Origin of the sequence: Rhodococcus sp. MEB032 (assembly GCF_030208925.1) — a bacterium.
Lineage (GTDB): Bacteria > Actinomycetota > Actinomycetes > Mycobacteriales > Mycobacteriaceae > Rhodococcus_F > Rhodococcus_F qingshengii.
In genome coordinates this window covers 230,918-253,886 of the sequence record NZ_JARVSY010000009.1, presented here as the reverse complement: position 1 = coordinate 253,886, position 22,969 = coordinate 230,918, and the positions used below count along the sequence as shown (strand labels likewise).

Genomic DNA, 22,969 nt, shown 5'->3' with positions numbered 1-22,969 from the left:
CCGCGCAGCAGCATCATCGAACCACGCCGACAACGTCGAATCCACACCACGATCGATCTGGCCGGCACTGAAGCGGGACAGCAGGTTTCGTTCTCCATCGACCAAGATGTCAACGTCACCCACCGCTACGGTGGGATCAGCAGTCACCGCACGGAAGGTCCTTACCAGCCGATCACCGAATTCCACAACGGTCGACTCGTCGAACAGATCCGTCGCATACGTCAAAGAGGCGGACATTCCGGCGGGTGCGCCGGCCTCGTCGGTTCGTTCGGTCAGGGTCAACTGGAGGTCGAATTTCGCCAGCGCAAGATCGGCACTTTCGATCGACACTTCGAGGTCGCCCAGTTCGAGCGTTGTCTGTTCGTGGTTCTGGAACGTCAATGCCACCTGGAACAGCGGATGACGAGCCTGCGAACGAACCGGATCGAGAACCTCCACCACACGCTCGAACGGAACATCCGCATGCGCGAACGCCTGCAAATCCACCTCACGCGCCGAAGCCAACAGATCCGTGAACGACATCGACGGATCAACCTCGGTACGCAACGCCAAAGTGTTGACGAACATACCGATCAGATCGTCGAGCTGCGCCTCACCGCGACCCGCGATCGGTGTACCGATCGCGATGTCGGTCGTTGCGGACAAACGAGAAAGTACGACGGCGAGCGCTGCGTGAACAACCATGAAAGGTGTCGAGTTACTGCTGTGCGCAATCGAATTGACAGCTTCGTGCAGGGTGGCGTCGATATCGAACTCGACCTCGGCTCCGCGCCCTGAAGCGACCTCGGGACGCGGACGATCGGCAGGCAGATCCAGCTGCTCCGGAAGATCAGCCAACGCATCCGACCAGAACGCAATCTGCTTCGCGATCACGGACCGCGGATCGTCCTCGGACCCGAGAACCTCACGCTGCCACAACGAGTAATCGGCGTACTGCACCGGCAACGGCGTCCAAGCCGGCACCGACGCTCGTGTACGTGCTTCGTAGGCAACCATCACGTCACGGGTCAACGGACCCATCGAGAAACCGTCGGTCGAGATGTGATGCACGACGAACACCAGAACGTATTCGCTGTCGCCGACTTTGAAGAGCTTGGCGCGCAACGGGACTTCGGACGTCACGTCGAAGCCGACTGTCGCCAGCTCGGCGACGCCCGCAGCCAGGCGATCTTCCGTGATCGACACGGGGCTGAGATCGACGACAACGTCTTGGACGTCGAGGACGTCCTGATAGCCGACGCCGTCGACGTCTGGATACACAGTTCGCAGTGATTCGTGTCGGCCCACGACATCGATCACGGCGGCGTCAAGAGCTGCCACATCGAGGGCGCCCGAAATCCTGATCGCCGCCGGGACGTTGTTCACTGCCGACGCGGGTTCGAACCTGTTCAGGAACCACATGCGCTGCTGCGCCAACGAAAGTGGGATCCGAGCTGGCCGGGGCTGCTGCACCAGTGGGGCGGTGGCGCCCGAACCGGCGTGCAGCTCGAGCCGGACGGCGAGTGACTGCACGGTCGACGCTTCGAAGAGCGCACGAACCGGAACGCTTGTGTCGAGCGCCTCTCCCAGCCGAGCGGCGACACGGGTCGCGATCAACGAGTTGCCGCCGAGTTCGAAGAAATCGTGGTCGCGGCCAACCTGTGCGACTCCGAGAACTTCGGAGAACACCTGCGCGACAGTCTCTTCGACGGTCGTGATCGGCGCCTGGTACACCTTGGACTCGAATACGGGCGAGGGCAGAGCCTTGATGTCCGTCTTGCCCGCGGTGGTCAACGGAATCGAATCGAGCACCAGTACCGAGTCGGGGACCATGTAGCCGGTCAGGAACGTCGACACCGACTCGATGACCTGTGCGGGATCCACCCCGGCGCCGGCCTGCGGCACGACGTATGCAACGAGACGATCTCCGAAGTGATCGTCGGAACGAACGAGAGCAACAGCTTGCGCAACGCCCGCGCAACGGGTCAGCGCGGCCTCGATCTCGCCGAGTTCGATACGGAACCCACGGATCTTGACCTGGAAGTCACTGCGGCCCACGTACTCCACTGCGCCACCGTCGATCCACCGGACCACGTCACCCGTGCGGTACAACCGCTCTCCCGGCGCCCCGAACGGGTCTGCGACAAAACGACCCGCTGTCAATGCCGGCTGTCCCAGGTATCCACGAGCGACCTGAACACCCGACACGTACAACTCACCTGCGACACCAACCGGAACGGGCTGCAAGCGGCCGTCCAAGATCCGCGCGGCCATTCCCCGAATCGGGCCGCCGATGTTCATACGATCAAACGCGGTCAGCGTATCGCTGATGTTCGAGGCGACTGTCGACTCCGTCGGACCGTACGCATTGAAGAATCCACGCACACCGCCATCCGGAAGCGGCACCGCCCACTTGGCAACGAGAGACCGCGAACTGGCTTCGCCACCGACGACAACCACCCGCAACGCGTCGAGCCCGCTCGGATCCACTGATGCCAGCGCAGCGGGCGTCACGAACGCATGCGTCACGTCCTCCGAGCGCAAGATCTCGGCCAATTCCGCGCCGCCGTACACCGTCGTCGGCGCAATCACCATCGTCGATGCTGCTCCGAATGCCATCAGCAACTCGAGAACAGAAGCATCGAAACTCGGCGAGGCGAAATGCAGCGTTCGAGCATCCGCGGTCAGCGCATAGCGCTCGACCTGCTCGGCGCAGAAGTTCGCCACACCCGCATTGGTGACCACAACGCCCTTGGGCAGACCCGTGGTGCCAGAGGTGTAGATGACGTAAGCAGGCTGCCGCTCGTCGATCGCACTGCGTCGATCCGAATCACTCACCGGCGCGCAAGATTCTGCCGCGCACGCCGCCACTGTCTTCTCGTCGTCGAGAACAACCCACGTCAACGCCGACGGCAATCCTGCCTCGACGTCACTGAGCGCAAGACCCAGCACCGCACCGGAATCGGAGATCATGTGGGCGATACGGTCAACCGGATACGTCGGGTCGACGGGCACGAATGCAGCACCCGTTTTCACCACTGCCCACAGAGCGAGAACCGAATCGGCCGAACGCGGAATCGCGATCGCGACCCGATCCTCCGGCCCGACGCCCTTCGCAATCAGAACACGAGCGAGTCGCGACGACCGCTCGTCGAGTTCGCGGTAGCTGATCGACTGACCGTCGAAGCGAATCGCATCCGCCGACGGATCCACAGCGGCCGCCGCTGTGAGGATCTCGACCAGGGTTCCCGAGACCGACTGACCTCCATGAACATCGGCCAGCACACCCCGCTCGGCCGCATCGAGAATATCGATGTCACCGACGACAATCGAAGGAACCGACACGACAGTCTCGAGGATACGAACCAGACGCCGAGCAAACCCCTCGACCGTCGAAACGTCGAACAGATCTGCAGCAAACGTGAATTCGGCCGAGAGCCCTTGCTGGATCCCGTCTTCGCCGATCGACTCTGTTACTGCGAGTTCGAGGTCGAACTTGGCAGTGGTCGTGTCGATTTCGGCGGCCTTGATCGCCAGTCCCGGCAGTTCCAATGCCGTTTGCGCGAGATTCTGCAAGGACAGCACAACCTGGAAGAGCGGATGTCTGGCCTGCGACCGGGCGGGAGCCAAGACGTCCACCAACCGCTCGAAGGGCACGTCCGAGTGAGCGAACGCTCCGAGCGCGGAATCACTCGCCGCAGCCAGCAGATCCGTGAATGCCTGGGCCTGGTCGACCTCGGTGCGCAGAACAAGCGTGTTGACGAACATACCGACGAGATCGTCGAGCGCCTCGTCCCCGCGACCGGCAACGGGAGTGCCCACGGCGATGTCCGAGGTCCCGCTCAGTCGGGCCATCAGAACGGCAAGCGCCGAGTGCAACGCCATGAAGAGCGTCGCGTTGTTCTCCCGTGCCAGCGCGTCCAATCGACGGTGCACATCCCCGGAGATCTCGAACGCGAATCGCTCGCCGCGCATCGACGCCACATCAGGCCGAGACCGGTCCGACGGAAGCTCGATCACATCCGGTAGGTCTGCCAGAGTCTCGGTCCAGTACGAGATCTGCTGCGAGATCAGTGATTCCGAGTCGTCTTCCGACCCCAGAACCTCACGCTGCCACAACGAATAGTCGGCGTACTGCACAGTCAACGGCTGCCACGCCGGCGCGATCCCGTCCTTGCGTGCCGAGTAGGCAATCATGACATCGCGAGCCAGGGGCGCCATCGACCAACCGTCAGCGGCGATGTGATGAACCACGATCGCGAGGGTGTGCTCGGTGTCGCTGACCGTCAACAGGCGGACACGGATCGGCACATCGACAGTGACGTCGATCGCTGAGGATCCGATTGCAGCGACTCGACTTTCGAGCTCGTCAGGATCCGAAACCGACTCCACGGTCAGTCCACCGAACGCCTCCGAAAGCGACAGAATCGACTGCTTCGGTCCGGAAGCCCCGTCCGGATATACCGTTCGGAGCACTTCATGCCGGGCCAGTACGTCCTCGAGCGCAGTTTCCATCGCGGCAGTATCGAGATGACCAGTCAGGTGCAGAGCAAAAGTGATGTTGTAAGCAGCTGAGTCGGTATCGAAGCGGTTCAGGAACCACATGCGCTGCTGCGCCAGCGACAACGGAATTTCCGCGGGACGCACCTGTGCGACGAGCGCCTTCTGCCCGCCGCTACCTACGTGCGACTCGATGTGTGCGGCGAGCGCCTCGACGGTGGAAACGTCGAATAGCGTTCGCACTGGCACCGTCGTGTCGAGCGCCCGCCCCAATCGGGAGGTGACCTGAGTAGCCACCAGGGAGTTGCCACCGAGTTCAAAGAAGTCGTCGTCGAGGCCGACTCGTTCCACTCCGAGAACATCCGCAATCACCTGCGCGACAATCTCTTCCACCGGCGTGGTGGGTGCACGGAATTCGCGGACCTCGAACGTGGGGACTGGCAATGCGCGACGATCCAACTTGCCGTTCGACGTCAGGGGGATTTCCTCCACGATCATGAACGCGGAAGGAATCATGTACTCGGGAAGCTTCTCCGCGACGGCAGTCGTGAGCATCTCAGTTTCGAGGGACGTGTCACCGTCCGCGACGACGTACGCGACAAGTTGATCGCCGATCCGTTCGTCGTTGTGCATCAAGACGACGGCTTGCACGACTGACTCGAGCGACACGAGCGCGGCTTCGATCTCGCCCAATTCGATCCGCAGCCCACGCAGTTTCACCTGGAAGTCGCTGCGGCCGACATACTCCAACTGTCCCAGATCGTTCCACCGGACAAGATCGCCTGTCCGGTACATCCTGGAACCACCGTCGCCGAACGGATTTGCGACGAACCGTTCTGCCGTCACGTCGAACCGAGCACCGTAACCTCGCCCGACACCAACGCCCGCAACGTACAGCTCGCCGATCAGGCCGGCTGGGACCGGATGCAGACGAGAATCGAGCACAAACAAGTCGATGTTCGGAATCGGCGTACCGATAGGCACTCCGGCGCTGTGCTCGGATGTCGCGGACAGTGCCGAAACAACATCCGAAGCCTCAGTGGGACCATAGCTGTTGACGATTCGCACTCCAGCCCGCATCAGGTGCGAGAGCCTGGGGAGTTGGATCGGCTCACCGCCGAGGAAGACTACATCCAGTTGTGTGAGCACTCCCTCCGCATCTGCATCGGAAAGAGCGACGAAGGCGCTCGGCGACATGTTCGCAACACGGATGCCAGCTGATTCGACGATCCCGAGAATGGCATGCGGGTCGAAACCATCTCCGCTCAAATGAAGCGGCACTCCACTACCGAGCGCTGCCCATATGTTCTTCTGCGTGAGGTCGAAACTCGGTGAGGACGCAACAAGGATCGGCCCGGCTTCGGGCAGTTCCGAGCGGTACCACGCCACGGTGTTCTCGATGCCTCGCATCGGTACCATCGTCGGCTTGGGACGCCCGGTCGAGCCGGACGTCGAAATCACATATCCGAGATGATCTTTCGCACCGACAGAAAGCCAGGGGTCGTCCTGGCGCTGAACGGCGGTCGCCGGGGGAAGATCAGACTTCACAACGAGTATCGGGATGTCGAGTTCGATGATGTCGACAGTCACGACACACACCGCATCGGTATCTTCCAGAATCGACTGGATGCGCTCCTGCGGGAAGCTCGGGTCGATGGGTGCGTACGCGGCTCCTACCTTCCATGCAGCCAGCATCGCCACTACCCATTGCCACGACCTGGCAACGGTCAACGCCACAACGTCGCCCGCACATACACCGATCGCGGCCAGTTCCAGTGCGAGGAGACTGGACCGTGTGTCCAATTCCTCGTAGGTCAGTGTTCGATCGTCGTCCGCCACCGCGACGGCGTTCGGCTGAGCGTCTGCAGCACGGTAGAAGGCCGACAAGATCGACAACTCCGGAGCACTACAGCGCGTTCCCGCCGACCAGTCGAGCACTCTTGCCGACTCGTCTTTCCCGAACACGGCGATATCGCCGACCTTCGTGTTTTGATCGTCGACGACGGCATTCAGGACGCGGATGAAACGCTCGGCGAACTCCACCATTGTCGAAGCATCGAAGAGATCGGTCGCGTAGGTAAGCGTCGCCTCCAGGCCTTCGAAGTCCGTTGCGCCCTCTTGCCCCTCGGACACCATCAGCTCGATGTCGAACTTCGCGATCGGCACCTCGAGTTCCGCCGCCACGGCCTTCACTCCAGAGAACTCGAGCTCGCGCCGTCCACTGATCTCCGCGGTCAACGCAACCTGGAACAGAGGGTGACGAGCCCGTGAGCGCGGCGGATTGAGAGCCTCTACCAGGCGCTCGAATGGGACATCCGCATGTGCGTACGCAGACAAGCCCGAATCACGAACTCGCTGAATCAGATTGGCGAATGGCTCATCAGGATCGACCTCGGTGCGAAGCACCAGGGTGTTCACGAACATGCCGATCACGTCGTTGAGCGCTTGATCGCCTCGCCCGCCGATCGGGGCACCGATCGCGATGTCGGAGGTACCACTGAGCCGGCTCAACAGCGTTGCATATGCCGCCTGCAACACCATGAACAGCGAGACGCTCCTCGAGCGCGCCAACTCGTTCAACTTGCGCGTCGTGCGTTCGCTGATCTGAAAATGGTGCTTGGCGCCGTGATTGGACGCGATGGCAGGACGAGGTCGGTCGGTCGGCAGATCCAACTGATCCGGCAGATCGGCAAGTGCCCGGCGCCAGAAGTTTATCTGGCGAGACGACTCCGAGCGCGGGTCTTCGTCGGATCCCAGTGCTTCGCGCTGCCACAGGGCGTAGTCGGCGTACTGAATTGGCAGCGGCGTCCACGCCGGCGCAGACTTCTCACTTCGCGCCGAGTAGGCGACGAGAAGGTCACGTGCGAGCGGACGGAACGACAGTCCGTCTGCAGCGATGTGATGGAGAACCATCACCAGGACGTAGTCCGTCGGAGACACCTCGAAGAGGGCAACCCGTACCGGGATTTCGAGCGTCACGTCGAAGCCGCGAGACGCCACGTCGAACAGCGCCGCGTTGAGATGCGAATTCCGAATCTTGACCGGATTCAACTCCACCGCGGCCCGGTCGACCGGCAGAACCAGCTGTTGCGCGGTTCCGTCGACATCAGGGTAGATCGTCCGCAAGGACTCGTGTCGCTCGAGAAGATCCATCACCGCGGCATGCAGGGCGGACGGGTCCACCGAACCGGTGAGCCGGACTGTGAACGGAAGATTGTAGGCGGGCGTCGACGGATCGAGACGGTTGATGAACCACATGCGCTGCTGCGCAAGCGAGAGCGGGACGACCTCGGGACGAGGCTTGGCGATCAGCGGGGTGAGCTGCCTGGCGTTGCCCGCCACCGACTCGGCGCGGGCCGCCAGGGTGGCGACCGTGGTGGATTCGAAGAGCTCTCGAACGCCGAGTTGCACTCCCAATGCCGAACCCACTCGCGTCACCAATTGTGTTGCAACCAGAGAGTTTCCACCGAGCTCGAAGAAGTCGTCATCGATACCGACGCGCTCGACACCGAGAACGTCGGCAAACACGTCCGCCACGATGCGTTCGATTTCGGTGCGGGGCTCGCGGTACTGCTTCGCACTCGCGAACACCGGCTCGGGCAACCCGGCACGATCCAATTTGCCACTCGTGTTGAGCGGCAACGCATCGAGCACCATCAACGCGGCCGGAACCATGTACGACGGGAGGCTTCGGCCGGCGAACTCACTGAGCACCGCAGCATCGATGTTTCGGCCTGGACCCGGCACGACGTAGCCGACCAATTGATCACCGGTCGGGGTGACGGTCACCAAAACGACAGCCTGCGAAACGTCGGGGTGCGCCAGAAGGACGGTCTCGATCTCGCCGAGTTCGATGCGCTGCCCGCGGAACTTCACCTGGAAGTCTGTACGCCCGATGTAGTCGAGATTTCCGTCCTCACGGCGACGAACGAGGTCGCCGGTCCGGTACATACGCTCACCGGCCGTGCCGTACGGATTGGCTACGAACCGATCCGAGCTCAGGTCCGGTCGACCAACGTATCCGCGCGCGAGTTGAACGCCGGCGAGATAGAGCTCACCCGGCTGCCCGATGGGGGTCGGGCGAAGTTGTCCGTCCAGTACGTGCGCCTGAGTGTTCCACTGCGGCATACCGATCGGCACGGAAGTAGTATCCGTGGCCACGGCCTCGTAGTACGTGACCGATACCGCGGCTTCGGTCGGACCGTACAGGTTGTGCAGTCCGGCTCCACAGAGTTCGCGGAAGGCGGAAGACGTCTCGGGCGGGAGCGCCTCGCCGATGACGAACACGTGGCGCAACGAATCACAAGATCCGGCAGGTGCATTCGCAGTGAACAGCGTGAGCATGGATGGCACGAAGTCGGTGATCGTGACGCCGAGCTCCGCGATCTTGTTCGCCACGTAGATCGGGTCGCGATGACCGTCCGGAGTCGCGACGACGAGCGTGGCGCCGACCTGCAACGGCATGAAAAATCCCCACAGCGACACGTCGAATGTCGTAGCGGTCTTCTGCAGGTAAATGTCCGACGCCGAAAGCCCGTACTCGGCGTTCATCCACTGAAGCTGATTGTTGATCGCCGCGTGAGTGACCGCGACACCCTTGGGTCGACCGGTCGAACCCGAGGTGTAGATCACGTACGCAGTGTTCGAGAAATGCAAGGGAGACAGGCGATCCGCGTTGACGATCGGTCTGCTGTCGAGCTGCCCATAGTCCAGTGTGTCGATCTCGATGACCCGTGTGCCCGAGGGCAGATCCACGTCGTCCCGCGCAGTGGTCACAACACACGTGGGCTGCGCCGACTCGAGAATGTAGGCGGTGCGGTCGGCTGGGTGGTCGGGATCCACCGGTACCCAGGCTCCGCCGGCCTTGGCAATCGCGTACAGACCGACCATCAAGTCCAAAGACCTGCGGATCGACAGTCCTACAAGCGATTCGGGCCCAACACCCATGGCGATGAGTTGACGAGCCAAACCATTTGCGCGAGAGTCGAATTCGGCGTACGTGAGGCTGGCGCCTTCGAAAATGACAGCGGTGGCATCGGGAGTTCTCTCGACCTGACGCTCGAATGCTTCGGTGATGGTCTGCGAGGCAACGTGGAAGCCGGTGCGGTTCCACAAGGCAACCTTGTTTCGCTCCTCGTCGGTTGCGACAGGAAGATCCCAGACCTTGCGGCTCGTTTCGGCCGAGACGAACTTCTCGAGAAACTCTACGAACCGCGAGTGATTTCGCTGGGCGTCCGCGGGCGCGTACAGATTGGGATTCGACTCGAAGTCGATGTGTGTGCGGGTATCGCCGACGCTCTGATACAGGTTGACACCGAGGTCTTCGATCAAACCCGTGGACAAGATGTGAAGTTCGCCGACGAGGGGCCCGAACGCCAACTCGGTGGAAAACATCATGATGTTGATCCACGGGCCGAAGAATCCGCCCCGGCCCGGCCCGTCACCGCCGCGAACCATGTCCTCGTGTCGGTATCGCTGGTGGCGCAGTGCGCCGGACATTTCGTTCCTGACGTCGTCCAGAAGCTCCTGGACGGTGGTGTCCGCAGTGACGGTCAGTCGCAGCGGCACGACGTTGGAGACCATGCCTCCGGATCGACGCAGCACGGCTGTTGTTCGACCGGAAACGGGCAGACTCAGCGACACGTCCTCTCGCCCGGTCATCTGAGCGAGGTACGCCGCAAACGCCGCGACGACAGTGCCGGCAACAGTGGTCTTCTCGATGCGCTCGAGGAACCGCCCGAGCAGAGCCTCGACGTGGTTGGACAGCGCTGCACTGTCGATCCGACTGACTGGAGCCGGCGCGGCACTTCGACCCGCGAGGCTCGAGATCTCGTCGAGATTCTCGATCTTGTCTGCCCAGTACTTGCGATCGGTTTCGAAACGACTCGACTGGCGGTACTTGTTGTCCACCTCGTAGACGTTCCGGAGATCGGAGGCCTCACTCGGCTCCGGATCCCGGCCCTCCACGCGCGCCGAGTACAGCTCCGCCACACGAGTGACGAACGTCGACGCACCGAATCCGTCGAGAATTGTGTGGTGGACCCGCGTGTACCAGTAGTAGCGATTCTCGCCGAGCCGCAGGATCGTGGCAGAGATCAAGCGGTCCGTGAGCATGTCGATCGGCCGGCTGCGATCTGCTCGCATCCACCGCATGGCAGCGTCGTGCGAGTCGTCTTCACTACGAAGGTCGACGTAACCGACCGAATCATCGAGTGTGGGGTCGATGATCTGGTAAGGCTGGGCGTCGATCTCGAAGATCCGGACGAAGGCCGACCCGATTTCGCGACCGGCGTCTGCGCAGGCCTGCCGAAGGGCGTCAAGTTCCAGAGCACCACGGAGTTCGACGTACTGAGCGATGTTGACCGGAACGGCGGGATCGAGGTGTTGCGCGAACCACATACCGAGCTGGGCCGCGGAAAGCGGGAATGCGTCGGATCGCTGAACGTCTTCCGGCGAGCTGCCGACCTCCGGCTTGCCGCTCCCCAGTTCTCCGTTACCCAGCGAATTCACGCCCACAGCCTCTCTTCCACACCATTGCGCACCCGTGCGAGCCGAACGTCCGATTCGCAGCAGCTACCGACCTCATCCAACCTCGACGAGCCAGAACCACCCATTGTCTCCGATACATAGGTGACAAGAGAAATCCATACCCCGGTGTATCGACGGTTTTGTTGCAATTCGTTACAAATCGCCCAGCTCATCTACCCCCCGATCGCATTGCCGAAACGCACCGTTCAGACGCGGCGCGCGACACCTCTCCCCCTGGGACAATCAATTGCAACCGACGATCTACACCCCAATCCACATCAGTCACCTCGGACAATTTACAGGGCCGCCGGGTACTGGGTGTCTGAGCTCGAACAAGATTCGACAGTCGCTGATCGAGACTATCGGTACTCGCCGACAGACCGACGAAAGAACGCGCCGACCAGCGGTCGGCGCGTTCTTCGATTTACGGTACGAAGCTTCAGGAAAAGCCCACACCAGTCACACTCTTCAGGTGCTCGCTGCTGACCCCTGGAGCCAGCTCCACAAGCTGCAGCCCGTCCGCGGTGACGTCCAGCACTGCCAGGTCGGTGATGATCCGGTTGACGACGCTCTGACCGGTAAGCGGCAGCGTGCAGGCCTCGACGATCTTGGGATTGCCGTCGCGGTCGGTGTGCTCCATCACGACGATGACGCGGCGGGCTCCATGGACCAGGTCCATCGCCCCACCCATGCCCTTGACCATCTTGCCCGGCACCATCCAGTTGGCAAGGTCACCGGTCTTCGATACCTGCATCCCGCCGAGCACCGCGGTGTCGATGTGACCACCGCGGATCATCCCGAAGGAGAGGGCCGAGTCGAAGAACGCGGCACCAGGATTGACGGTGACGGTTTCTTTACCGGCATTGATGAGGTCGGCATCGACCTGATCATCGGTCGGATACGGTCCGGTACCGAGGATGCCGTTCTCGCTGTGGAGGACCACCTTGACGCCCTCGGGCAGGTAACTGGGGATCAGAGTCGGCAGGCCGATGCCGAGGTTGACGTACTCCCCCGGCCGCATCTCGGCGGCAGCGCGAGCGGCCATCTCGTGGCGGGTCCAACCGATACGAGTTTCCTCTGCGCTGCTCACTTGGTACCTCCTGAGACGGTCCGCTTCTCGATCCGCTTCTCCTGTGGGCCTGTGTGTACGACGCGCGCGACGAACACTCCAGGTAGGTGCACGTGTGCGGGGTCGATGTCGCCCGGCTCGACGAGGTTCTCCACCTGCGCGATGGTGATCCGGCCGGCCATGGCAGCAAGCGGGTTGAAGTTCATCGCCGTCTTGTTGAAGACGAGATTTCCTTCGGTGTCGCCGTAGTCCGCGTGCACGAGCGCGAAGTCAGCGGTGATCGCCTCTTCCAATACATACGTGCGGCCACCGAACACTGCCGTCGCCTTCGGTGGCGACGCCACGGCGATCGAACCGTCCGGGTTGTATCGCCACGGCAAGCCGCCCTCGGCGATCGGGGTGCCGACGCCGGCCGGAGTGTAGAACGCCGGGATGCCGGTACCGCCTGCTCGCAGCCGCTCGGCCAGCGTCCCCTGCGGCGTCAACTCCACTTCGAGCTCACCGGCGAGATACTGGCGCGCGAACTCCTTGTTCTCCCCCACGTACGACGCCGTCACCCTGGCGATCCGGTGCGCGCCGAGCAGAATGCCGAGACCGTAGTCGTCGACACCGCAGTTGTTGGAGAACACCTCGAGATCGGTGGCGTCGCCGTCGGCGATCGCCGCGATCAGTGCGCCGGGAATACCGCACAGCCCGAAGCCGCCCACTGCGAGCCTGGATCCGCTCGCGATGTCGGCAACTGCCTCAGCTGCCGTATTCACGACTTTGCTCATCCGTTAGTTCTCCTTCTGCTGAAAGATTCCGGCTCGGTGAAGAAGCTTCTCGGCGTGACGGAGAACGGGAGCGTCGACCATCTTGCCCTCGAACGCGAACACACCACGTTCAGTAGACACCGCGGCAAGCACTCGTGTGGCCCAGTCGATCTCTTTTTCCGAAGGTGCGAAGGCCCCGCGGATGACCTCGACCTGACTCGGATGGATCGCAACCTTCACGTCGAAGCCGACTGCGACGGCATCAGCGGACTCGACGCCCAGGCCGACGAGGTCCTTGATGTCGAGGTACACGGAATCGACAGCCAACCGGCCGTAGCTCTTCGCGGCCAGGAGAGACGTCGATCGGACGTGCTTGGCAACGTCGCGGTACGAACCGTTCGGGTGCCTGCTCGAGTTGCCGCCGAGACCGGCAACAAGATCCTCGGCTCCCCACATGACACCGATGGCGTTCGCAGCAAGCGCGATGTCGGCCACGGCGAGGGCTCCTCGCGGGGACTCGACGAGCGCAACCACGTCCGCCGGTGCGAGCGAGAGGACGTCCTCGGCCGATTCGCACTTGGACAGCATGAGACGCGAATAGTGTGTGCCGTCCAGCGCGATCAGATCGAGTTCGTGATCAGGCGTACCGACCGGATTGACGCGCACGACCGTCCGCTCCGGATCGAGAGGCGTGTCGATCAGGGCTGCACGTGCGGCTTCCTTGTCGGCCGGAGCCACACCGTCTTCGAGATCGAGGATCACGACGTCGGCAACAGCCGCGGCCTTCGCATAGCGCTCGGGACGATCCGCCGGGCAGAACAACCACGCCGGCCCCGGCGGTGTCCACGTCATGAGGACACCTCTGCCGGACGCAGTTGCACCAGTGTCTTGCGCGTGGCCAGTGCGACGACGTCACCGTGCTGGTTACGCCCGGTGTGCACGAGCGTCACGATGCCTTCACCTGGACGGCTCTTCGACTCGCGCTTGTCCGCGATGAGCGTCTCGGCATACAAGGTGTCGCCGTGAAAGAGCGGCTTCGGGAAGCTGATCTCGGAGAAACCGAGGTTCGCCACGATGGTGCCCTGCGTCAACTGCGCGACGGACAGGCCGACGATGGTCGACAGGGTGAACATCGAATTGACCAGCCGCACACCGAATTGAGTGTCCTCGCTGTACGCGGCATCGAGATGCAACGCCTGCGTGTTCATGGTCAAAGTCGTGAACAGGACGTTGTCAGCCTCGGTCACCGTCCGGCCTGGGCGATGCTCGTAGATCGCGCCGACCTCGAACTCCTCGAACCAGAGCCCGCGCTGAGTGATCTTCTTGGGGTTCGTCACAGCCCTGCCTCACGAGCGATGAGCATCAACTGCACCTCGGTCGTTCCCTCACCGATTTCGAGGATCTTGCTGTCACGGTAGTGGCGCGCGACGGCGTACTCGTTCATGAAGCCGTATCCGCCGTGGATCTGCGTGGCGTCACGGGCGTTGTCCATGGCAGCTTCGGAGGAAATCAGCTTGGCGATAGACGCCTGCTTCTTGAACGGCTTGCCCGACAACATGAGTGCGGCCGCGTCGTAGTACGCGGTACGTGCGACGTGGGCACGAGCCTCCATACGCGCGATCTTGAACGCGATGGCCTGGTTGTGTCCGATGGGGCGACCGAACGCCTCGCGCTCCTTGGCGTACTTGATCGACTCGTCGACGCAGCCCTGGGCGGCACCGACGCTCAACGCGGAGATGGCGATGCGGCCTTCGTCGAGGATGCGCAGGAAGTTCGCGTAGCCGCGGCCGCGCTCACCGAGCAGATTCTCTTCGGGGACACGAACATCGGCGAACGTGAGCGGATGGGTGTCGGATGCGTTCCAACCGACTTTGTTGTACGCCGGTTCGGCCGTGAAGCCGGGCGTCGTGGTCGGCACGAGGATCGTCGAGATCTCCTTCTTGCCGCCGTCCTTGACACCCGTGACCGCGGTGACCGTCACGAGCTTGGTGATGTCGGTGCCCGAGTTGGTGATGAACTGCTTGTTGCCGTTGATGATCCACTCACCGCTGTCGAACTTCGCGGTGGTCTTGGTTCCGCCGGCGTCGCTACCCGCGCCGGGTTCGGTCAGGCCGAAGGCAGCCAACGACTTGCCGCTGGTGAGCTGCGGAAGCCACTCCTGCTTCTGTGCCTCGTTACCGAAACGGTAGATCGGCATGGCACCAAGGGACACACCAGCTTCGAGAGTGATCGCGACGCTCTGGTCGACCTTGCCCAGCTCTTCGAGCGCCAGGCAGAGTGCGAAGTAGTCGCCGCCCATTCCGCCGTACTCCTCGGGAAACGGCAGGCCGAACAGTCCCATGTCGGCCATCCCGGCCACTACCTCGTACGGGAAGGTGTGGTTGGCGTCGTGCTCGGCAGCAACCGGTGCCACTACGGTCTTCGCGAAATCTGCAACCGTCTTGGCGAGCTGCTGGTATTCGTCCGGAAGAGCTCCGGTGGCAAGGTAATCGGACATCAGGCGTCTTCCTTCTGCGTCGTGTTCTCGGTCTTTACTTCTGCAGTCTCTTCGTCCGTGACAGGTACCACGCGGGCCAGAACCTGATCCACCATCACCTGATCGCCCTGACGGACAAGCACTTCCACGGTTCCGTCGATCGGGGACGTCAAGGAGTGCTCCATCTTCATGGCCTCGACCACGACGAGTGGTTGTCCCGCGCTCACTGCCGCGCCGTTCTCGACGTTGACTGCGATGACGGCACCGGGCATGGGGCTGGCGATTTCGGCGTCACCGGCGTGCTTGTCCTCACCGCGAACGCTGACTTCGGCAACCTCGCGCACGTGCCAGGTTCCGCCGCCTGCCAGCCACAGACCACCATCGGTCTCGGCGACGACAAACGTGCGTCGACGTCCGTCGATCACCACCGCCAGTTCGGATCCCGTCAGGGTCGCGCTGAATGCGCGAGGCTGTGAACCTTCGACCTCGACCTTTGCATCCGCGGGAACGCCGACGATCGCAACGTGCGCCGTTCGGGTGCCGGCGGAGAGCCTGATGCTGGTCGGAGCGGGAGTTCCGACGCGCCACCCACTCGGGACATCCCAGGGATCAACGCATTCCGAGGTTGTCCACCGCGAGAGCCAGCGATACGCCGCGGCAGCAATGAGCACCTCGTCGGAGGCGTCGGCTGCGACAAAGTCTTCGACGCGACGATCGAGCAGACCGGTGTCGAGGTTGCCCGCGATCACATCCGGATCAGCGAGGAGGAACCGTGCGAATTCGATGTTGGTCACGACTCCGAGCACTGCGGTGTCACCGAGTGCGCGATCGAGCTTGCGCAGTGCGCCCGCGCGGTCGGGAGCGTGGGCGATGACCTTGCTGAGCATCGGGTCGTAGTCACTGCCGACGACGGTGCCCGCGAGCAGTCCGGAATCGACGCGCACGCCGGAACCTGACGGCTCGACCAGATCGACGACGCGGCCGCCCGTCGGCAGGAACCCACGGCCCGGATCCTCCGCGTACACACGAGCTTCGATGGCGTGCCCGGTCAGCGTGATGTCACTCTGGGAGAAGGCCAACTTCTCCCCTGCTGCCACACGGACCTGCCATTCGACCAGATCCAGTCCGGTCACCATTTCGGTAACGGGATGCTCGACCTGGAGGCGGGTGTTCATCTCCATGAAGAAGAACTCGTCCGGCTTGTCGGCGGAGACGATGAACTCCACGGTGCCGGCGCCGGTGTAATCGACGCTTCGAGCGGTGTTGCACGCTGCCGCGCCGATCCGGTCACGGGTCACCTGATCGAGCAGCGGCGAGGGAGCCTCTTCGATGACCTTCTGATGACGCCGCTGCAGGCTGCATTCGCGCTCACCGAGGTGAACGACGTTGCCGTGCTGGTCGGCGAGAACCTGGACCTCGATGTGCCGGGGCCGCAGGACGAATCGCTCGAGGAACAGGGTGTCGTCGCCGAACGACGACGCGGCCTCACGGCGGGCACTGCGAAGAGCCTCGGCCAGATTGGCCGGATCCTCGACCAGACGCATTCCCTTGCCGCCTCCGCCGGCCGAAGGCTTGACCAACACCGGGTAGCCGATGTCCTCGGCCGCTGCGATCAGTTCTTCGTCGGTCAGATTGGGGCGAGCGATACCCGGGACCACCGGTACGTCGAACGCGGCAACGGCGTTCTTCGCGGTGATCTTGTCACCCATCACCTCGATGGCGTGCTCGGAGGGACCGAGGAAGGCGATTCCGGCAGCCGCACAGGCAGCCGAGAACGCCGAGTTCTCCGACAGGAAGCCGTAACCGGGGTGAATACCCTGAGCACCGGTGGACTTGGCAGCGTCGATGACCTTGTCGATGACGAGGTAGCTTTCACGCGCCGCGGCCGGTCCGATGTTGACGGCAGTGTCGGCCTCGCGGACGTGGCGAGCATTCGCGTCGGCGTCGCTGTAGACGGCGACGCTGCGAATTCCCAACTCACGCAACGTGCGGATCACGCGAACCGCGATTTCACCGCGGTTGGCCACGAGAACAGTATCGATAGTGCGCAACTCAGTCATTTCGCTCACATCCGGAAGACGCCGTAGGAGACCGGCTCGATCGGCGCGTTCGCGCACACCGAAAGGGCCAGGCCGAGAACAGTTCTGGTATCTGCGGGATCGATGACACCGTCATCCCACAGCCGCGCAGTGGAGTAGTACGGATTGCCCTGAGCCTCGTACTGCTCGCGGATCGGCGCCTTGAAGGATTCTTCGTCCTCGGCCGACCACGGATTACCCGCGCTGTCGAGCTGCTCGCTACGAACCGTCGAGAGCACCGAAGCTGCCTGCTCGCCGCCCATGACCGAGATGCGCGCGTTCGGCCACATCCACAGGAAGCGAGGTGAATACGCGCGTCCACACATGGAGTAGTTGCCGGCGCCGTACGAGCCGCCGATGACAACTGTCAGCTTGGGGACCCGCGCACACGCGACTGCCGTGACCATCTTGGCGCCGTGCTTGGCGATGCCGCCGGCCTCGTAGTCGCGTCCCACCATGAAGCCCGCGATGTTCTGCAGGAACAGCAGCGGCACACTGCGCTTGTCACACAGTTCGATGAAATGTGCTCCCTTCATGGCGGATTCGCCGAAGAGCACGCCGTTGTTGGCGATGATGCCGACCGGGTGGCCCTCGATGTGCGCGAAACCGGTGACGAGCGTCTTGCCGTATTCAGCCTTGAACTCCTGGAACGCGCCACCGTCGACGAGCTTGGTGATGACCTCGTGCACGTCGTACGGAGTACGGGGATCAGTCGGAACGACGTCGTACAGCTCGCTCTGATCGGCGACGGGCGGAACCGTGGAGATGACGTCCCACGGGCGCTCGGACCGGGGGCCGAGCGTGGCAATGATGTTGCGCACGATCCGAAGTGCGTCGCGGTCGTCCTCGGCCAGGTGGTCGGTGACGCCGGAAACCTTGGAGTGCAGGTCGCCGCCGCCGAGCTCTTCCGCCGTCACGATCTCGCCGGTGGCTGCCTTCACCAGCGGCGGGCCGCCGAGGAAGATGGTGCCCTGGTTGCGGACGATCACTGCTTCGTCGCTCATCGCGGGCACGTAGGCGCCGCCCGCGGTGCACGAACCGAGAACCGCGGCGATCTGGGGAATCCCCTTGGCGCTCATGGTCGCCTGGTTGTAGAAGATCCGGCCGAAGTGCTCACGGTCCGGGAAGACCTCGTCCTGGCGCGGCAGGAAGGCGCCGCCGGAGTCGACGAGGTAGATGCAGGGAAGGTTGTTCTGCAGCGCAACTTCCTGCGCGCGCAGGTGCTTCTTCACCGTCATCGGGTAGTAGGTGCCGCCCTTGACCGTCGCGTCGTTGGCAACGATGACGCACTCGCGACCCGACACACGACCGATACCGGTGATGACGCCGGCGCCCGGGCACTCGTCGTCGTACAGGCCGTTGGCCGCCAGTGGGGACAGCTCGAGGAACGGGCTGCCCTGGTCGAGCAGCGAGTCGACGCGATCTCGCGGCAGTAACTTCCCTCTGCTCACGTGACGCTCGCGAGAGCGCTGGTTGCCACCCAGCGCTGCTTGCGCCAGTTTCTTCTTCAGTTCGTCCACCAGAACGGTGTGATCGGACCGGTAGCCCGATCCTTGCGTGATTCCACTGGGAGTCATCCCGCCGCCTTCGCCATGAGTTAATGCTCGATAACTGAAACTAGATTAACTATGATTAACTGAGTTGTCCAGAACACAAGCGAAGAAAGATCGAGAGAATGACCTCTGAGCAGGTAGCAGCTCCGACGCGACGCGATCAGATGAAGGCCGACCGTCGACGTCAGCTCTTGGACGCCGCCGCCCGGTTGATCGCCGAGCGCGGATTCGTGAGTGTGCGACTCGAAGACCTCGGCGCCGCCGTCGGCATCAGCGGCCCGGCCGTGTACCGGCATTTCCCCAACAAGGATGCCGTCCTCGTGGAACTTCTCGTCGGCATCAGCACGCGCCTGCACGAAGGCGGCTCTGCGGCAGCGGAGGCAGCGGACTCACCGAGCGCCGCACTCGACGCACTGGTGGAGTTCCACCTCGACTTCGCGCTCGGCGAGCCGGACCTGATCCGCATCCAGGACCGCGACCTCGAAAGCCTGCCGGCCGACGCGCGTCGACAGGTACGCCAGACGCAGCGCAAGTACGTCGAGGTGTGGGTCGGGGTGCTCGAGCAACTCGATCCCCAACTCGATCAGGCGGACGCACGAATCAAAGCGCATGCCACCTTCGGTCTGATCAACTCGACCCCTCACAGCGCCAACCCCGCTTCGCCGGCACGCGCGCGTCGAGTCCTGCGGGATATGACGCTCGCCGCACTGCGCACCCACTGAAACCGGACACGGCACAATCGGTGGCAGACTGGTTACACCAGCTAACAGATGAGGGTGCCGAACGTGGAAGACAGCAGTGGGGTCAGCAGGGCCGATTTCGCCGAACTGCGGACCGAGTTCTCCCGCTTCATGATGTTGTACCAATTCGGAATCTCCGAACTGATGACCAAGGTGAACATCCTCAAGGACGAGTTCACTCACATCAATCAGTACAGCCCCATCGAACACGTGACGTCACGGGTCAAGTCGCCGGACAGCATCCTGCGTAAGGCTCAACGCCTGAACATCCCGCTCACGATCGACGACATCTCGAAGAACATCTTCGACATCGCTGGAGTACGTATCACCTGCAGCTTCATTTCCGACACGTACCGAATCGCCGAGATGCTCACCAGCCAGACGGACCTTCGGGTGATCGAGCGCGAGGACTACATCGCCGATCCGAAACCCAACGGCTACAAGAGCTTGCACTTGATCGTCGAGGTCCCGGTTTTCATGAGTGACCGCGTCAGGCACGTACCGATCGAACTTCAGATCCGCACGATCGCGATGGATTTCTGGGCGAGCCTCGAGCACAAGATCTACTACAAGTACAACCGCGAGGTTCCCGTCGAACTCCTCGACGAACTCACCGAGGCTGCTGCCGCGGCACACCGTCTCGATGTCAAGATGGAACGACTCAACGACGAGTTCGCCAAAATCAAAGCGCTACCGCATCCTGACGACGAAATCCTCGAGCAGGATCTGCCGGCGCAGTTCCTCGAGGCGCTGCATCTTCAGCGACGGGCGCTCTGAATTCGGTCCCCTGCCCTGAGCGAACGCGCCTTTCGGCGCATCTGAGGCGACGAAAGTGCCGTTCGCTCACAACTGGGGTCGGACAACTAGGGCAAACAAAAAGAAGTGCGCCCTCCCGAACTTCGGGAGGGCGCACTTCTCGAATTGGGTCGGCTTGCTATTTCTTGCCAGTGACGGCGCTGTAGCCGATCGAGAGCACGGCCGCCGCGGCGATGCTGATGATCCAGCGGATCCAGTCGATTCCGCCCGTGTCGCCCTTGTCCGAGATCGCTCCCCAGACCCAGTACCCGATAAGCGCTCCGGCGATACCCAGCACGACGGTCACGATCATGCCGTACTGCTGCTTACCTGGCAGTACGAGACGAGCCAGGATTCCGATGACTGCGCCGAAAATGATGGTTCCGATAATTTGCCCCATAACAGCCCCTCTCACACGTCGTGCATGCACGCGGACGGAAGATCACCGCTCAGGGAAACAATAACCACAGTCACACACAACTGTCGCTTGTTGACCGAATTGTTGTCCGAGATGCAACCTCGACGCGTTACATCCACGACATTCGCGAGTTATTTTTTCGCAATCAAGCGGACCTACCGTTCCCATCCATGCCAACTTCCGTAAAACTGCCGAACAGCGAGCTCGCGCGACTCGCCAACAAGCCGCCCTGGTACCGATCACTGTTCGTGCAATTGATCGCCGCTATCGTCATCGGTGTTCTCATCGGCTGGTTGTGGCCGGAATTCGGCGCGAACCTCAAGCCCCTCGCCGACGGATTCATCAAACTGATCAAAATGCTGATCGCGCCGATCATCTTCTGCACCGTTGTGATCGGGATCGCCCACGTCGGGGATCTGAAGGCCGTGGGGCGTATCGGCGTCAAAGCACTCATCTACTTCGAGGTCGTGACCACCTTCGCCCTGTTGTTCGGGCTGCTCATCGGAAATCTGATGAAGCCGGGTGCGGGATTCGACATCGATCCGGAGACGCTGGCGAACGGTGCGGACGCCGTGGCCGCCAAGACCGGAAGTGGCGAACTTCCCCACACCGTCGAATTCCTGCTCAATATCATTCCGGTGTCGATAGTTTCGGCCTTCGCCGAGAACGCACTCCTCCAAGTCCTCTTCTTCGCCGTACTGTTCGGGCTCGCATTGGCCAAGGCGGGTGAGAGTGGACCACCGATCGTGTTCGAACTCGTCGATCGTCTGAGCCATCTGTTCTTCACGATCATCGGCTGGATCATGAGACTGGCGCCGTTGGGCGCTTTGGGCGCGATGGCGTACATCGTCGGTCAGTACGGGATCGCTTCGCTCGGAAGTTACGGAAAGCTGATCGCCGCATGCTATCTCGCCGCCGTCCTGTTCATCCTCATCCTGGCCGCGATAGTCAGGTACTTCGCGGGCGTGAACCTGTGGAAGTTCGTCAAGTACATCAAGGACGAACTCTTCCTCGCTTTGGGAACGGCGTCGACCGAAGTAGTTCTGCCCCGAATCATGGTCAAGCTCACCAACGCCGGATGCTCGCGCACTACAACAGGATTGGTGGTGCCTACCGGCTACTCGTTCAATCTCGACGGCGCGACGCTGTACCTGTCGATCTGCATGCTGTTTCTGGCGCAGGCACTCGGCGTGGACCTGACACTCGGTGAACAGATCACTGCCGTCCTGGTTCTGATGCTCACCTCGAAGGGAATGGCCGGCGTGCCGGGATCGTCATTCCTGGCGCTGTCGGCCACCGTGGCCGCAATCGGTCACGGCGCAATTCCAGTTGCCGCAGTCGCTCTCCTACTGGGCGCCGATCGAATCATGGATTCGATGCGGGTGTCGGTGAACCTGCTCGGGAACTGTGTCGCAACCTTCGTGGTCGCCAATTGGGAGGGGCAGCTCGACAAGGAGCGCATGCGCCGAGTGCTCGACGGAGAAGACGTTCCACCGCTCGAGGAAGTCGATCCGATCACGGGGAAAACCGTTCCGGCACCCGAAACCGAAGGCATCCTGACCCGATAGGTAGGTGCCGGCTGCTGTTTGCACATCGGAAATCGGTGCTGAAAAGTCGCGGGGGCAGACTTCACTGGAAAATCCAGACCGACAGCTACAAAAGCAAATATTTGCAGATGGCGGCAACCTTGCCGTCAAGGGTCCGTTGAATCTACAAATATGGCACTTGCGCTGCACCGACTCCACTTCACTGAAAAGCAACTTGCGACATCTAGATATTGCCCGACGGTTGCCGCAGTGGCGATTCACAATTCAGCGAACGGGCAGCATTATATTTGCCGGAATTAGAAGGACTAAAGTCCGGTGTTCGACCGACGAATAGACTCGAGTGGGTAAAAATCAATCAGTTCCGAAAGCCTTATTCTGCATGCATTTATGCCGTGCCAGCTGCACTTATGCTGATAGTTTCCCGCAATAAGCTGTTGCGGGATTGATCATATGGCCCTCGGTTCAAATTGTCCGAATGGTCACCTATTGCTATCGTAACCTTTGCGAAGGACTGGACCCAATTGCCCAGCAAAG

General features: G+C 62.1%; 12 protein-coding genes. 3 read left to right on the top strand and 9 right to left on the bottom strand.

From position 1 onward, the window contains the following. The 8 genes from QRN54_RS10160 to QRN54_RS10125 form a co-directional block, all read right to left on the bottom strand. A partial coding sequence (locus QRN54_RS10160) for a non-ribosomal peptide synthetase (RefSeq protein ID WP_285181912.1) occupies positions 1–10,989 on the bottom strand: 10,989 nt, incomplete at its 3' end. A gap of 457 nt (positions 10,990–11,446) precedes the next feature. After that, positions 11,447–12,052: a 3-oxoacid CoA-transferase subunit B gene (locus QRN54_RS10155; protein ID WP_178377296.1), complete on the bottom strand. Its 606-nt coding sequence runs from the start codon at positions 12,050–12,052 to the stop codon at positions 11,447–11,449. A gap of 41 nt (positions 12,053–12,093) precedes the next feature. After that, a complete protein-coding gene (locus QRN54_RS10150; protein WP_285181910.1) occupies positions 12,094–12,849 on the bottom strand; it encodes a CoA transferase subunit A in 756 nt (251 codons plus the stop codon). A gap of 3 nt (positions 12,850–12,852) precedes the next feature. After that, positions 12,853–13,680 carry an HpcH/HpaI aldolase/citrate lyase family protein gene (locus tag QRN54_RS10145; protein WP_003942031.1) on the bottom strand — a complete coding sequence of 276 codons (828 nt, stop codon included), beginning with the start codon at positions 13,678–13,680 and terminating at the stop codon, positions 12,853–12,855. Continuing rightward, positions 13,677–14,165 (bottom strand): MaoC family dehydratase, encoded by a 489-nt coding sequence (locus QRN54_RS10140; protein ID WP_003942078.1) that lies wholly within the window; start codon positions 14,163–14,165, stop codon positions 13,677–13,679. Before QRN54_RS10140 ends, QRN54_RS10145 begins: the two co-directional genes overlap by 4 nt. Beyond that, positions 14,162–15,325, bottom strand: coding sequence for an acyl-CoA dehydrogenase family protein (locus tag QRN54_RS10135; protein WP_007730190.1), 1,164 nt, complete (start codon positions 15,323–15,325; stop codon positions 14,162–14,164). The genes QRN54_RS10140 and QRN54_RS10135 overlap by 4 nt, the downstream gene beginning before the upstream one ends. Continuing rightward, a complete protein-coding gene (locus QRN54_RS10130) occupies positions 15,325–17,364 on the bottom strand; it encodes an acetyl-CoA carboxylase biotin carboxylase subunit (protein WP_285181908.1) in 2,040 nt (679 codons plus the stop codon). The genes QRN54_RS10135 and QRN54_RS10130 overlap by 1 nt, the downstream gene beginning before the upstream one ends. A 5-nt stretch (positions 17,365–17,369) precedes the next feature. After that, a complete protein-coding gene (locus QRN54_RS10125; protein WP_007730188.1) occupies positions 17,370–18,959 on the bottom strand; it encodes a carboxyl transferase domain-containing protein in 1,590 nt (529 codons plus the stop codon). A 98-nt stretch (positions 18,960–19,057) separates the two neighbouring features. Here QRN54_RS10125 and QRN54_RS10120 point away from each other — a divergent pair, with 98 nt between their 5' ends. After that, entirely contained in the window at positions 19,058–19,657 is a 600-nt protein-coding gene (locus QRN54_RS10120; RefSeq protein ID WP_003941968.1) for an SACE_7040 family transcriptional regulator, read from the top strand. Positions 19,658–19,705: 48 nt separating this feature from the next. After that, positions 19,706–20,452, top strand: coding sequence for a GTP pyrophosphokinase (locus QRN54_RS10115; RefSeq protein WP_019744227.1), 747 nt, complete (start codon positions 19,706–19,708; stop codon positions 20,450–20,452). A 157-nt stretch (positions 20,453–20,609) separates the two neighbouring features. Here QRN54_RS10115 and QRN54_RS10110 read toward each other — a convergent pair whose 3' ends face one another. Next, positions 20,610–20,870 carry a GlsB/YeaQ/YmgE family stress response membrane protein gene (locus tag QRN54_RS10110; protein ID WP_003942027.1) on the bottom strand — a complete coding sequence of 87 codons (261 nt, stop codon included), beginning with the start codon at positions 20,868–20,870 and terminating at the stop codon, positions 20,610–20,612. 188 nt (positions 20,871–21,058) lie between these two features. Between QRN54_RS10110 and dctA the strand changes: the two genes are divergently transcribed. After that, positions 21,059–22,456 carry a C4-dicarboxylate transporter DctA gene (dctA, locus tag QRN54_RS10105; protein WP_037129867.1) on the top strand — a complete coding sequence of 466 codons (1,398 nt, stop codon included), beginning with the start codon at positions 21,059–21,061 and terminating at the stop codon, positions 22,454–22,456. Positions 22,457–22,969: the final 513 nt, after the last annotated feature.

Bases quoted from the DNA above. Each gene is read 5' to 3' on its own strand.
- QRN54_RS10155 (WP_178377296.1), bottom strand. From the start codon at position 12,052: ATGGCCGCTCGCGCTGCCGCCGAGATGCGGCCGGGGGAGTACGTCAAC.
- QRN54_RS10150 (WP_285181910.1), bottom strand. From the start codon at position 12,849: ATGAGCAAAGTCGTGAATACGGCAGCTGAGGCAGTTGCCGACATCGCG.
- QRN54_RS10145 (WP_003942031.1), bottom strand. From the start codon at position 13,680: ATGACGTGGACACCGCCGGGGCCGGCGTGGTTGTTCTGCCCGGCGGAT.
- QRN54_RS10135 (WP_007730190.1), bottom strand. From the start codon at position 15,325: ATGTCCGATTACCTTGCCACCGGAGCTCTTCCGGACGAATACCAGCAG.
- QRN54_RS10130 (WP_285181908.1), bottom strand. From the start codon at position 17,364: ATGACTGAGTTGCGCACTATCGATACTGTTCTCGTGGCCAACCGCGGT.
- QRN54_RS10125 (WP_007730188.1), bottom strand. From the start codon at position 18,959: ATGACTCCCAGTGGAATCACGCAAGGATCGGGCTACCGGTCCGATCAC.
- QRN54_RS10120 (WP_003941968.1), top strand. From the start codon at position 19,058: ATGACCTCTGAGCAGGTAGCAGCTCCGACGCGACGCGATCAGATGAAG.
- QRN54_RS10115 (WP_019744227.1), top strand. From the start codon at position 19,706: ATGAGGGTGCCGAACGTGGAAGACAGCAGTGGGGTCAGCAGGGCCGAT.
- QRN54_RS10110 (WP_003942027.1), bottom strand. From the start codon at position 20,870: ATGGGGCAAATTATCGGAACCATCATTTTCGGCGCAGTCATCGGAATC.
- dctA (WP_037129867.1), top strand. From the start codon at position 21,059: ATGCCAACTTCCGTAAAACTGCCGAACAGCGAGCTCGCGCGACTCGCC.